Source organism: Echinicola marina (genome assembly GCF_020463795.1).
GTDB lineage: Bacteria > Bacteroidota > Bacteroidia > Cytophagales > Cyclobacteriaceae > Echinicola > Echinicola marina.
The window spans coordinates 3,835,695-3,850,163 of the sequence record NZ_CP080025.1; the positions used below are offsets into that span (position 1 = coordinate 3,835,695).

Below are 14,469 nucleotides of genomic sequence, written 5' to 3' on the forward strand. Positions count from 1 at the left end.
GTTCTACCAGGTAGTTAGACAGGCTTCCGACCACTTCATCATTAGACAATATTGACTTTATATGGATATTAGAGGGATTTTTCCGACCAGGTATTTGACAGTATTTTTGATTTTTATGCTCTTTGCTTCAATGCTTACAGCAAAAGAGTTACCCAATATTTTATGGTTAAGTAGTGAGGATAATAGCCCCTTTGCAGGATGCTATGGCGATGAATTTGCGACTACACCAAATATGGACAAATTGGCCAGTGAAGGTTTTTTATATACACATGCCTATGCCAATGCACCGGTGTGTGCCCCAGCCCGAAATACCATCATTACAGGTGTGTATGCCAATTCAGGAGGGCATCAGCATATGAGGAGCAATTACCCCAAGTCAAATATGATTAAAATGCTCCCGGAACTCTTAAGGGAAGCGGGGTATTATTGCACCAATAATTCCAAAGAGGATTATAATATAGCCAAAAGCCAAACAAGAGGGATTTGGGATGAAAGCTCCACAAAGGCCCATTACAAAAACAGGGCTGAGGGACAACCTTTTTTCGCAGTGTTTAATTGTAATATCAGTCATGAAAGTAGTATTCACCAATCCATCCCCAAAGAAAAGTTAAGGCATGATCCTTCCCAGGTGAATTTGCCTCCATATCATCCGGATACACCTGAAATGAGGCACGATTGGGCCCAATATTATGACAAAATAGAGGATATGGATAAGTGGCTTGGTGAGAAATTGGAAGAGCTGGAGCGATCAGGTCTAGCTGAAAATACCATTGTTGTTTATTTTGGAGACCATGGTGGGGTTTTGGGAAGAAGCAAGCGCTATGTCTATGAAAGTGGTACTAGGGTACCCATGATCATCAGAATACCCAAGAAATATCAATATTTGTTTCCCTCGAAAGAAATAGGGGATCAGGTGGACCGTCTGGTGAGTTTTGTGGACCTGGCGCCCACCATGATGAGCTTGACCAATCAACAAATTCCCAAATGGATGCAAGGAAAGGCCTTTTTAGGAAGCCAAAAAACGGAGGAATCATCATATGCTTTTATGTTCAGAGGACGGATGGATGAGCGATATGATATGAGCAGGGCAGTTCGTTCCAAAGGATTCAGGTATATCATGAATTATATGCCACATAGGATTTATGGACAGCACTTAAACTACCTTTGGAAAGCCCCCTCCATGCGCTCTTGGGAAAAAGCATATTTAGATGGTAAATGTGATGAAATGCAGGCTGCATTCTGGAATAAAAAGCCTGTTGAAGAATTGTATAATACGGAAATTGACCCCTGGGAAATAAATAATCTTGCTGAGAATCCAGCCTATGCAGAGGTATTAAAGGAGATGCGGGAAGAAGCTATCAACTGGAGTCTTCGCATTGGGGATACAGGCTTGATTCCTGAAGCAGAGAGAAACAGAAGAAATACCATTGGTGGCAGCCATTATGATTATATGAGGACGGTTCCGGACCAATGGAAGGTTTGGATGGAAGTTGCGCAAATAGCCGCACGAGGAAACATCGAAAACATCGATCAATTAATGGATTTCCTTAACAGCGATGATAGTGTTATCCGTTATTGGGGGGCCATGGGGATGTTGATTTTGGGGGAACAAGCCGCTCCTAAGTCTTTAGAAATTATACAATTGCTCCCAGATGAGTCGGATGAGGTGACAGTAACACTTTCCGAATGTCTTTATGGGCTGGGTTTTTATAATGAGGGCCTCAAATATTTAAAGCAAGGACTCAAATCGCCTTATTTGTTTGCAAGGGTCCAAGCCCTGAACAGTATAGATATGTTGGGCATTCCACAAGAAATGATCAAGAAAGACATCACCTTGATGGAGGAATTGTATGGGAATGAGACAGAAAACAGGTACGATTTACGCTTGGTAAGTTGGTTGGAGGAAAAGTGGTCTGGAAAGTAAGTATTCGAATCGGTTAGTTTGATTGGTTTTCACAAAATTTGATAAATGTAACGTTTTTTAACGTTCAGCTTTAACGCGTATTTAACCCCTAGCAATGCCGTATATATCCCGTGTTTAACCCGTGTTTCTATCTATATTGTTTTAGGTCAATGTACAGGAAGCTACCATGATCATAGCAGTGCATAAAACATCAACTACTTTGCTGGGATCGGTCTCTCACCTACAAGATCCAAGGTGAATAATGGTTTCAGCTGCTCCTAAATACTAAATCAGGAAACCAATGAGCTTGGCTTTTCTTTTGAAGGGCCTCAATTTCTTTTTGACTGATTTTTGGTACTTCTTGAACTTGTCTTCACCCAGGATATCCTTAAAAATTTTGCTGTTATCTTCTTTGACCCTCATGAACTTTTTGGTCTTTTCTTCTGGGGAATCATTACCTTTTGCGATTTCAAATAAATCATCAACCGCGTTTTTGTTGGTTGCTTTCAGCTTATCTTTTTTGTCTGAACTCAGGTCCAAACCTTCGAAGCTGTTCATTGCACCTAAAATTTCATTTTTGCTTACCTCACTTTCTTGGGCAAGCAGAGGTGGGGTGCAAATGAGTAAAGCAAATAAAGCAGGGAGGAACATTATTAGTTTTTTCATAATAGAGGAAATTTTGCTTACAGTGAATATACAAATATCTGATTTTTAATTAGATATAGTGATGGTTTTTATTCTGTAGCTTAATTATATTCTATTTTTTTATTGTATTTCCTCAGGTGTATGAAAAGAGATTTCATAGGAATATTATTGGTTAATTTTATTTAAACTTTTTACATTTATGGGATAATTTATTTTTTAAAATTAAAAACATATAGTTATTTGTGTTGTTAAAAGTGTTTTTTATGATATTTGGTGTTAATGTTTGTTTTGATCAATGGTTGCTTATTGAGTGAATTTTGGGACAAATCGAAAATCTTACCATATCGAATTTAAAGAAGAAAACAGAGGAGGGCTTTGATCATTTATATCATAGATATTACGAAGACCTGGTAAATTACGCATTTACTTTTCTGTTGGATTCCGGCGAGGCAGAAGATCTTGTTCAGAATCTCTTTATACATTTTTGGGAGAATCTGGATAGTTTTCAATTGAAAGGTACACTGGACGGATTTTTTTATACTGCAGTAAAGAACAGGTGTTTGAACAAGTTGAAAAGTATTGATGTCTATGATAAGCACAAAATCCTATATATAGAGGCCATGTTGGTGCATCTATCAAGGGAAGAAGAAATCGATAAAAGTGTACTTGAAGAAGAATTATTAATGGCCATAAATAATCTGCCAGTACAGGCAAGGGAAATCATTGTATTGAAATACTTCAAAGGCCAAAAAATAGCAGAAATAGCAGAAACACTTAACCTTTCTGAAAATACTGTAAAAACACAATTGAAGCGGGGTAAATCCAAGTTGAGGAATGAAATGAACCCTAAATTGTTTTCTATATTTTTCTTCTGATAATTATTTAGCCCAATTCCTTTACCTTGTTACTACTTCCAATCACTACTTTTTAGTACCTCTTTTACATACTATCAAGTGGCTTAATAATATGCGCTAGTCATAAATTCAGGCTATAAAGTGGGAAGAAATAAACTTATATAAATGATTAGTGTGTCATTTGGCCGAAAAAAAATATATTTTTTGTCACCCTTTTTTTTAAGTCTCATGTCATTTAAGTGATAAAGGACAATAAAATGATAGATTACCTTCTCATTTGGAAAAAAATACATGGGCAACTGTCTAATGCTGAAGAAAATGAACTTCAGGAATGGATAGCATCAGACAGCAAGCATGCGGAATATTATGCCAGAACCTTGGAATATTATAAATCGGGAAGAGATCCCAGGCTGCTACTTAAAGATGATGCATTAGCAAATTTAAAAAGCGGAATAACTTTTAAGAAAGAGAGAGATTTCAAAATTTGGAGATATGCAGCCGTAATCCTGCTACTTATTTTTTCCGGGACCATTTTATGGTTAAGTATTGACAATTTCAGTTCTTCCCAACTGCCTGATGAAGAGCTTTTGACAGAGCTGTCCAAGAATACAGGAAGTGTGCAGCTTTTTACATCGGGAGGCGAACAAATCAACTTTGACAAGGACAGTGTCTTTTCCATCGATGATGAGGAAGCAGCAGTTTCTGCACTTGGAAATAAGATTGAATATGAAAGCAAAGGTAATACAAAGGGCAAGTCGGCCATGAACATTCTGGTCATTCCAAGAGGAGAATCTTTCAATTTGGAATTGGCAGATGGAACTAAGGTATGGCTAAATTCAGAGTCTGTAATTAAGTATCCTTCAAAATTTGCAGACCAAATCAGGGAAGTTGAATTTTCCGGTGAGGCTTATTTTGAAGTGGCAAAGGATGCAAACCGCCCCTTTATTCTCCATTCCCAATCTCAGGAATTACGCGTTTTAGGTACATCCTTTAATGTCACTTCTTATAAGGACGAGGATAGGATTTTAACCACCTTGATAGAAGGTAGTGTGGCCATACAGCCAGCTTCAGGCGAGCAACTGATACTTCAACCCAACGAACAAAGTAGCTTGACCAAAGCTACGGGCATGATCGAAAAAAGAACGGTGGAGGTCGAAAACTTTATCGCCTGGAAGGACGGCATTATGCATTTTGATAATATGGAACTGCACGAACTGCTCGGTAGGCTATCGAGATGGTATGACATAAAAGTGGAATATGAAAATCAGGCTATTAGGACAAAAAAGTTTACAGGGGAAATCGCCAGATATGATGACATTTCAGAGTTTTTGAAAATGTTGGAAGCTTCAGGAATTGTAGAATTTAAATTAGATAAAAATGTAGTAACCGTGAAATAAAAAAAGGAGTGCTCCCAACACTCCTTGAGTTTGTTTAAATAAATGTTTAACCTTTTACAATTAAAATTTATGTTTAACAAGGATACAATAATACCCAAAAAAATCCGGAAAAAATATTTCCAAACCTTCTTGTTGACGATGTTGCTGTTAGCAGTCGCGAGTATGGAGGTTTCGGCCAATGTTTTTTCACAGACCTTGACCATGGACCTCAATGTCCAAAATGAATCCTTTGAGAGCATTCTCAAGGAAATCAAAAAAAAGAGTAAGTACAAAGTTTTGTACCCCAGTGATTTGTTTGAAGGGCTCCCCAATATGAGCATCAATGTTCAGAATGCCACCTTGAGCACCATTTTTAACAAATTAATAGTTCCTTATGGCTATAGCTATGTTTTGAGGGATAAGACCATTGTTTTTAAAAAAGAAGGTGAAGCACCTCCAAATGAAAGTTTTCAGACCGCTAGGGACCCTATTCTGGTGAAAGGTCGCGTGACCGATGAAAACGGGGAAGGACTGCCGGGTGCGAATGTACTGATAAAAGGTACTTCCAAAGGTACAGTAACAGATGTAAATGGTGATTATAGTTTATCCGTTCCTTCTGATGCTATCTTGGAAATCAGCTTCTTGGGATTTGTCAGCAAACAAGTAAATGTAGCCGGGCAGGAAGAAATTAATATTACCCTTTTGCCTGATGTTGAGGCTTTGGATGAAGTGGTGGTCATCGGTTATGGTAGTGTCAAAAAAAGTGACTTGACCGGAGCAGTGAGTACTGTGGATACCGAAAACTTTGATAAAATAGCGGGTACCTCGCCATTAAATGCCATTCAGGGTAGGGCCGCCGGTGTATCCATTTCAAGTGGATCAGGTCTGCCTGGATCTGGCTTTAATGTGACGGTCAGGGGAATCGGTTCGATCAATACCGGAAACGGGAGCGGTTCATCACCCATTTATGTAGTGGACGGTGTGATCACTAATGGTATAGAAAATATCAACCAAAATAATATTGAGTCAATTTCTGTACTAAAGGATGCCTCTGCTTCAGCCATCTATGGGGCCAGAGCGGCCAATGGCGTTATTTTGGTCACCACCAAAAGAGGAAGAGTAAATGTTGAACCTCAAATTACCTTTAATGCTTATTGGGGAATAAGCAATGAGAGTAACTTGAAGCATGAACTGTTGAATGCAGACCAGTTTTTGGAGCTTTGGACAGAGTCTTATGAGAACTCCAATATCCCTTTGGATTGGGAGCAAAGTGATTTGGCTTATTATGAAGGCGTCGATACCAACTGGAAAGACCTGATGCTACAACAGGGCGGTATACAATCATATGATGTATCGGTAGCAGGAGGTTCTGAGCGTTCCAATTATTTTGTGTCTGCCAATTTAGTAGATCAGGATGGGATGGTAATTGGTACTGGACAAAAGAAATATACTTTCAGAATCAATACCGATCACAAGATCCGAGATTGGTTCAAATTCGGTAATTCCCTGAACATTAGCTCTAATAAGGTGCTGGGAGACCAAACCTACTATAGAAAAGCACTAACCAAGGTGCCACTTACAAGAAATAAGGAGGAAGATGGAGACTGGGGGATCATTCACAATCCCGGATTGGAGCACTTCTTTGCCAATCCAATATGGGAGGCACAAAATAGCAGCCAGGAAGCCATTTGGAAGGGATTACAGGGAAACCTTTATATCACCGTTTCTCCGGTGAAAAACCTTGAGTTTACTGTAAGGGGAAGTCTTAACTATTCGGGGAAAAAACAATCTGATTTTGTTCCAGGTGTGCCTCCAGAGTATGGATGGGGAGGTACTAATGTCAATACCGTTTATAAGGAATCCTATGAAAATGTTTATTGGAGCAATGACTACTTGTTAAAGTACAAACTTGATGTCAAGGACCATGCTTTTAACTTTTTGTTGGGCTATTCCAGAGAAGAAAATTCTGCAGAAACCCTTTCAGCTCAGCGTACTGGTACGATTAATAATGACATCCGGTATTTGGATGCAGGAGATCCTACTAGCCAGATCAATAGTAACTTTTTCAGGGACTGGGCTTTGGTATCCATGTTTGGAAGGCTGAATTATTCCTTCAAGGACAAATACCTTTTTACCGGTACTATCCGTAGAGATGGTACTTCCAGACTTACGGAGGATAATAGATGGGGAGTTTTTCCTTCAGGTTCTATTGCTTGGAAGATTTCTGAAGAGGCTTTTTTGGAAAACAGTGCTGTATTGGAAGAATTGAAGTTGCGGGCCAGTTATGGTTCCTTGGGTAATGTAAACTCCATCGGAATATATGGGACCAGTGCCGCACTTACCAGTGAACGAGCCGTATCGAATAATCAACCTGCTTTGGGTTATACGATGACCTCAGCGGTCAACAGGGACGTGACTTGGGAGTCAGCCAATAAGGCTAACCTCGGTGTTGATGCCAGTGTAATCAACGGACGTTTTTATGGTTCTCTCGATTACTTTATTGAAAACACCTTTGATATGCTTTTTGCAGAGCCCATTCCTCGCTCATCTGGATTGTCCGGCTTTCCGGTGATCAATGGGGGCAATGTAAGAAACAAAGGTTTTGAAGTGGTTTTGGGAGCAAGAGGAGGCAATTCAGATTGGTTTTATGATGTCAGCTTTAACCTGTCCAAAATTAAAAATGAGGTGACTGATTTGGCAGGTAGGGAAGAAATCAATTTGGGCAGTAGTAGGATCAGTTATAAACATAAGGTAGGAGCACCGGCCCATTCATTTTTTGGCTATAAGTCAGATGGACTTATCCGTGAGGAAAGCGAATTGGACAAATATGCTGGAGGGAGCTTCCCCACCAAAAAAGTAGGAGACATCGCCCTGATGGATATCAATGGGTATGATGCAGAGGGAAATTTGACAGGCGAACCTGATGGTGTGGTGAATGAAGCCGACAGAACCATCATTGGAAGCAGGTACCCTGAATTTTTTTACGGAGGGGTGATTTCCGGAGGTTATAAGAACCTTAGTTTATCCATTCAGTTACAAGGCTCGCATGGTTCTGATGAATATTTTGGACCGGGCCAGTCCACTGACTTGTTTCAGTTGATGACCAGTTTTGCCCAAAATGAAGATGTTAGACTTTATGACCGTTATCACCCTACTAAAAACCCTGATGGAACCTTTCCGCTTTTGAACAAAAATGGTTCTGGTGGAAATGAACAGTTTTCGGATTTTTGGCTGGAAAATGCCTCTTATCTGCGAATTCAGAACATTACCTTGAGCTATGATTTGCCTACAGCGTTGATCTCAAAAGCTCAAATTGACAATTTGGGTGTTTACTTCAGTGTGCAAAATGCCCATACTTTTACCAAAAACCATAATCCAGAAGTAGGAAATGCCACTGCCACCGGATCTGGTTTGAATGCCTTCGTTACTGGGGTACCTATCCCCAGAACGCTTACACTAGGTATAAAAGCAGCATTTTAAACCCAAAAGAGTTAAACCATGAATTCAATAAAAAATATTAAATATATAGCGAGTTTCTTTTCTTTGATCATGCTAATGTCCAGCTGTAATGAAGAGGAATTTCTGAACAGATATCCTTTGGATAGACCTAATTCAGCCAATTTCTTTGTAGGTCCGGAATCTGCTAGAGCGGCGGTCAATGCCTGTTATGAACCTTGGCACAGAGGTAATGCCAATATGCTTTATAGAGATATGACGATCCATCTGGATGCCCTTACGGATGATGGCTACTGGCGTCCAGTGAGAGCGGCTTCCATAGCGCTTGAAGAATGGAACATTACACCTACCCATGAAAATGTCAAAAGCTGGTGGAGATACCCTTATGTGTGTATCAATGCGGCTAACTTTGCCCTAGCCAATATTCCACAATCTACAGACGAAAGTTTTACGCCTGAGCAGCAGGCACCTTATTTGGGAGAAGCAGCTTTTTATAGGGCCTATTCTTATCAATTTTTAACCATGTTATATGGGGATGTGCCTTTGTATTTGGATTTGGCGGGTAGTTTTGATGATTTCCATTTGCCCAGATCACCCAAGGATGAGGTGCTGGCGCAAGTAATTGCAGATTTTACTTTTGCCAAAGAAAACCTGAAGAACCAACCGATTTTTCCAGGAGCTCCTTCAAAGCCCATTGCAGCCGCCATGCTGGCCAAAACCTATTTGATTTTAGGAGATTGGATCAATGCAGAAGCTGCCGCCAGGGAAGCCATAGAAATTGCAGAAGCAGCTGGTAAGCATTTGATGGATGACTTCGAGGCTATCTGGGCCCTTGAAAATGAAGGGGACAGTAATCCTGAGTTATTGTGGTATTGGGGATTTGTGGAAAACGATGAATTCCACGGTGGAAACCATGCGGTTCAAAGATTGACCAGGGACCTGCCTGCAGAACTTAAGACGGCCATTGACGGGGATGGTTGGGGCTATGCTTTGCCTCAGCGGGATCTTTATGACGCCTTTGAAGCAGGCGATCCCAGAAGGGAATATACCATTTTTGCTCCTGGTGATGATTATAAGATATATCCAGGTGAAGACTTTTCCTATAGACACCAAAAATTGGATGAGAATGGGGATACGCTTAGATGGGATGTGGTGTATTCAGCAGGAGATATGGTGGAGTATGATTACCGTTGGTCTCCATCGGGCATGAATGTTAGAAAGATGATCAGGACAGTCATTAATTTGGCAAATGTCCGCTGGTCCGGTCAGGATGTTCCTGTGATGAGAATGTCTGAACTTTACCTGATTTTGGCAGAAGCCCTCGCAGAACAGGGTGATGCAGAAGCCTATACTTGGGTAAACAAGGTAAGGGCTAGACCCTCGGTAAACATGCCTCCGGTAAACAGTGGTGATCTGGTAGAAGTGGTTCGCCATGAGAGAAGGGTAGAACTGGCTTTTGAAGGATTGCGCCTTTTTGATCTGATCAGATGGGGTGAAATTGATGATGTTTTTGGTGATGGTACCAAGGTGAAGCGGCATTTTTATTCAGACTTTTTACCTGATAATTCGCTGCTTAAATACGATCATCCTATTGGAAAACTTAATTTGGATCCTTTGTTCCCTATACCACAGGAAGAAATTGATAATAATATCAATATCAATTCGAACAACCCCGGATGGTAATTCTTTTTAGGCTAAACGGTTGATGTGTTCCTGGAGGCTGTGCCTCTAGGAACCATTTATCAAAGCGTAATACGTCCTTTTTCTAAGGCGAACGGGAAGGCTATAACCTTACCTATGATCCTATGTGGTTTTTGAAAAGAGAAACCCGAGGAAATGGGGGATTTTGTGCTTTTCCCCATCAATCAAAATTAAACCAAACCCAAAATTCCATGCTTTTATCTCGACAAATATATATCCCAATTTATTTGGTGCTGTGCTTGCTTTTGGCCAGTGCACAAGCTGTATTGGCCAATGTGATCCAGGTAAACCCTGGAGATGATGTGGCCGCCATTATTCAAAACGCAAATGGTGGAGACGAACTGGTATTCAGCCCAGGTACTTACAGTAAAGTGTTGATACAAAACCGACAATTCACAGAAAATGCGCCCCTGATTATCAAATCTGATGGAACCGGAGAAGTGATTTTCGAAACGGTAACCAATACTGGTACGGCTTTTAAGATTATTAATAGCAGTTATATAGTGTTGCAAGGTGTCTTTGTTCGAGGAGGACTAAACGGAATAGTTCTAGAGGGAAGTGACCATATTATGATCCTCAACAACGATATCAGTGGACCAGGTCAGGCAGGCATACATGTTCATTACAGCTGTTCATATGTGGATATTATTGGGAATCATATTTATAATACTGGATTAAGAAACTCCCAATATGGAGAAGGCATCTATGTGGGCACAGGCAATTATGCCTACACGACCTTTCCGGATAACTGTGAAAATATTTGGATAGAAAACAATGAACTTCATCATTGCGGCAATGGTGAGGCCATCAATATCAAGGGAGAGAGCTTCCATGTGACGGTCAGGGATAATGTCATGTATGATATTGCACCTGGAACGGCTACACAGTATAACCAAGCGGCGGTGACCGTGGAAGCTGCTTCAGTTTCCATTACCAATGATTACCGTTTGGATGAGTGGCGCGATACCTGGGTGGAAAACAATATCATCTATAATGTGGCAGGAGGTTATGAAGAGCGAAGCTCCAATAATGGGATCATGTTCGGGGGATCTGGATGTTATATCATCGGAAATACCGTTTTTAATTGTGAAGAACGAGGGCTATATGGCAATTCTTTTAAAAGTTTGGGCTTTGACACCTACGTTTACAATAACAATACTTATGATAATGGTATCAATACGCTCTACAATTCGGCATTGACCATTCTGGATCAGGATCCTGGACCAAACCCGAATGTGCCACAAAATTGGTACAGCGCTCCTGCTTTTTCAGTTGATACAGTCCTTTTGGATTTAACTTCGGTATTGATGGAAGTGGGGGATAAACAACAGCTAGTGGATCAGGTTTTGCCCTTAATGGCCAATGACCGGTCGGTGACCTGGAGCTCATCAAACACCAATGTAGTGACGGTGGATGAAAATGGTTTGCTAAGGGCCATAGGCTTGGGGCAAGGGATCATTTCAGTGGTCAGTACAGACGGTAGTAAGACAGCTACCTGTTCTGTAATCGTCAATGATGGAGACATTGCTTTGGGCAATACAGCCATTTATCCAATGATCAGCACGGCAAGTAACAGAAGTGCTATTCCTGTGGAGGTAACACAGCCAGGTGCCATCAACGAAATTTCTATTTATCATGAAGGAGGAACAGGAAATATGTTACTGGGGGTCTATGAAGGGGAAGTGGCTCCTACTAATTTATTGAGCAATACAGCCATTACAGCCGTCAATGCAACTGCTGGTTGGCAGCACCTTCCTTTGGACAGTTTAGTGGAAGTCAACTTGGGGCAAAAGATATGGTTAGCTTGGAATTTTGAAAATAATCCGGGGATTCATTACCAGTCGGGAAGCCCTGGAGTCCATCATTCATCAGGTTCTTGGCAAAGTGGAATGCCTCTGACTTTTGGTGCCACTACAGAAGAAAATAAGGTTTATTCTATTTTTGCCTCATTGGATCCTGAAAATATCCCCCCAAGTATTGAACTGACAAATCCATCAGCAGGAATACTGGAAATTAACCCTGGATTGGCCCTGGTAGAATTATTGGCATCTGCCAACGATCTTGATGGGGAAGTAACACAAGTGAATTTTTTCGTGGATGGCAATTTGGTGGGAAGTGCAAATGGTTCTCCTTTTACGGTGGATTGGGTAAATGTTAGTGCAGGTACTTATTCACTTAGCGCAACAGTACAAGATAATGAAGGGGCGGTTGCATATTCAGATACCAGCATGGTTACCATCACAGAGAAGGACTTGGTTCCGGGTACAGTAGGTATTACCGATGTGTTGGGAATCAATACCACCAATAATAAAAGAAGAGCGCAACCTTTTGTGATGCCTGAGGATGGAAGGATAGAGAGTATGTCCATGTACCATAATGCAGGCAGTGGCGGAATGATTTTGGCCATTTATAATGGCACCTCGGCCCCAGATAGTTTGTTGGCCATTACACCGGTGACTCCTGTGGACAATGTGGAAGGTTGGCAGACCATTGGCCTTTTGGACAGTGTGGAAGTCAGTGCTGGAGAAACGGTATGGTTGGCTTGGTTGTATGAAAGTAACCCAGGGATTCGCTATGATAAGGGAAGCCCTGGTCGATTTGATTCCAATATCGCTTGGACAGGGGGAATGCCTGCTTTGTTTGGAAGTGGCACTCAGGGAACAGCCATGTATTCCCTTTATGCTTCTTATGTACCCACTTCAACCCCTTATGTTAATCTTACTAGTCCGGCAGAAGGAGCGGTTTTTTCAGCACCTGCAGATATTGAAGTGACGGCAGAAGTGCTCAATATTGAGGGACTGTCGGAGCTGACTTTCTTTCAGGACAGTCTACCTTTACAAACACTCCAGTCTGGACCGTATACCTTTAATTGGGCAGATGTTTCTCCTGGAGCATATAGTCTTTATGCTGTGGCCACGGACAGTGCTTCCAATGAAGTAGCTTCCGAGATAGTAAATTTCACGGTGGAATCTCCCGATTCCTTGCTCAACACAATTGGAATTACCGATCGTCTGGCCAGTGCGACCAATTATATCAATAGAAGAGCAGTACCGTATACCATGCCTGAAAATGGAACAATAGAAAGCATCAGTATGTATCATTTGGCGGGTAACGGTAATATGCTGTTGGCAGTTTATGAAGGAGACAGTGTGCCGACCAACAGAATTGCGATTACACCCCTTACCGCTGTAAATCAAGTGGATGGATGGCAGAAAGTGATGTTAGAAACTCCCATAAGCGTAAATGCTGGAGAAACGGTATGGTTGGCCTGGGTATATGAAAATGCAACGGTCATTTATTATGAATCAGGAAGTCCTGGACGCTTTGATTCTGGAAAAACATGGAGTGGTGGCATGCCTGAGGAATTTGGTTCAGGCACCCAGGGAAATGCTGTTTATTCCATTTATGCCTCTTATATTCCGGACGCAGCTCCTGCTGTGAACCTGATCAGTCCTTTGGATGGGGCTGTATATGACGCACCAGCAGCTATTGAAATGACAGCGGAGGTGTTTAATATGGAAGGCCTGTCCCAGGTGACCTTTTATCAAGATAGCGTTCCATTGCAGGCTGTTTATACTGCCCCCTATACTTTTACATGGCAGGATATTTTCCCTGGTGTCTATAGTGTATATGCTTCCGCTATGGATAGCTCTTCTAATGAGGTGTTCTCTGAGCTGGTCAATTTCACAGTGGAGTCACCTGATTCCCTGCTCAATACTGTGGGAATTACCAGTCGTTTGGCCAGTGCCACCAATAATGCCAACAGAAGGGCAGTGCCTTATACCATGCCTGAAAATGGTAAGATAGAAAGTGTAACCATGTACCATAGGGCAGGAACTGGAAACATGATTTTGGCAGTGTATGAAGGAGATAGTATACCGACCAATAGGATTGCCATAACTCCACTTACCCCTGTCAGTCAAACTGATGGTTGGCAGGAGGTATTGCTGGAGTCTGCTATCAGTGTGGGGGCCGGAGAGACCATCTGGCTGGCTTGGGTGTATGAAAGTCCGACATCGATCTATTATGAATCTGGTAGCCCCGGGCGTTTTGATTCGGGTGACAACTGGACAGGTGGAATGCCTGAGCAGTTTGGCAGCGGGAGTCAGGGAGATGCCCTTTATTCCATTTATGCTTCGTATGTAGTGGAGGAGTCCTTAGGGGATACGACAAGTAGTGAAAATAAAGATAAAAAAGTCAAGACAGGCAAAAAGCCTAAGGTGAAAGTTTATCCAAATCCATTTGAATATGAAGTAAGCATAGGTTATGAAATAAGCGAAACATCTCAGGTGCTTTTGGTCATCTATGACTTAAATGGAAATGAAATTGATCGATTGGATCAAGGGCAAGTAGAGTCGGGATACCATGAAATCCATTGGGATCTTTCCCAATCCAATGCAGCCAATAAAAAACTATTTGTCTATCACCTTTCTGTGGTGACGGAAAGTGAGGATCATTTGATCATGGGCAAATTGAAGGTAAAATAATCCAAATTAGCCAGAGGTGGGGACTTAGAAGGAATTCACCTCTGGCT

7 protein-coding genes are annotated in these 14,469 nt (G+C 41.4%); 6 read left to right on the forward strand and 1 reads right to left on the reverse strand.

Annotated features, from left to right (window positions below; translation table 11 throughout):
- Positions 1-61 precede the first annotated feature (61 nt).
- Positions 62-1,924, forward strand: coding sequence for a sulfatase family protein (locus KZP23_RS15410; RefSeq protein ID WP_226332683.1), 1,863 nt, complete (start codon positions 62-64; stop codon positions 1,922-1,924).
- Positions 1,925-2,188: 264 nt separating this feature from the next.
- On the opposite strand, the gene KZP23_RS15415 is transcribed toward KZP23_RS15410, so the two are convergent.
- Positions 2,189-2,569: a hypothetical protein gene (locus tag KZP23_RS15415; RefSeq protein WP_226332684.1), complete on the reverse strand. Its 381-nt coding sequence runs from the start codon at positions 2,567-2,569 to the stop codon at positions 2,189-2,191.
- Between the two features lie 296 nt (positions 2,570-2,865).
- Here KZP23_RS15415 and KZP23_RS15420 point away from each other — a divergent pair, with 296 nt between their 5' ends.
- The 5 genes from KZP23_RS15420 (at position 2,866) to KZP23_RS15440 (ending at position 14,422) form a co-directional block, all read left to right on the forward strand.
- Positions 2,866-3,423, forward strand: coding sequence for an RNA polymerase sigma factor (locus KZP23_RS15420; protein WP_226332685.1), 558 nt, complete (start codon positions 2,866-2,868; stop codon positions 3,421-3,423).
- A gap of 236 nt (positions 3,424-3,659) precedes the next feature.
- A complete protein-coding gene (locus KZP23_RS15425; protein ID WP_226332686.1) occupies positions 3,660-4,799 on the forward strand; it encodes a FecR family protein in 1,140 nt (379 codons plus the stop codon).
- A 138-nt stretch (positions 4,800-4,937) separates the two neighbouring features.
- Positions 4,938-8,258 carry a TonB-dependent receptor gene (locus tag KZP23_RS15430; RefSeq protein WP_226332687.1) on the forward strand — a complete coding sequence of 1,107 codons (3,321 nt, stop codon included), beginning with the start codon at positions 4,938-4,940 and terminating at the stop codon, positions 8,256-8,258.
- 18 nt (positions 8,259-8,276) lie between these two features.
- The gene (locus KZP23_RS15435; RefSeq protein ID WP_015267932.1) at positions 8,277-9,917 is read left to right on the forward strand and encodes a RagB/SusD family nutrient uptake outer membrane protein; all 1,641 of its coding nucleotides are present in this window, start codon (positions 8,277-8,279) and stop codon (positions 9,915-9,917) included.
- Between the two features lie 209 nt (positions 9,918-10,126).
- A complete protein-coding gene (locus KZP23_RS15440) occupies positions 10,127-14,422 on the forward strand; it encodes an Ig-like domain-containing protein (RefSeq protein WP_226332688.1) in 4,296 nt (1,431 codons plus the stop codon).
- Positions 14,423-14,469: the final 47 nt, after the last annotated feature.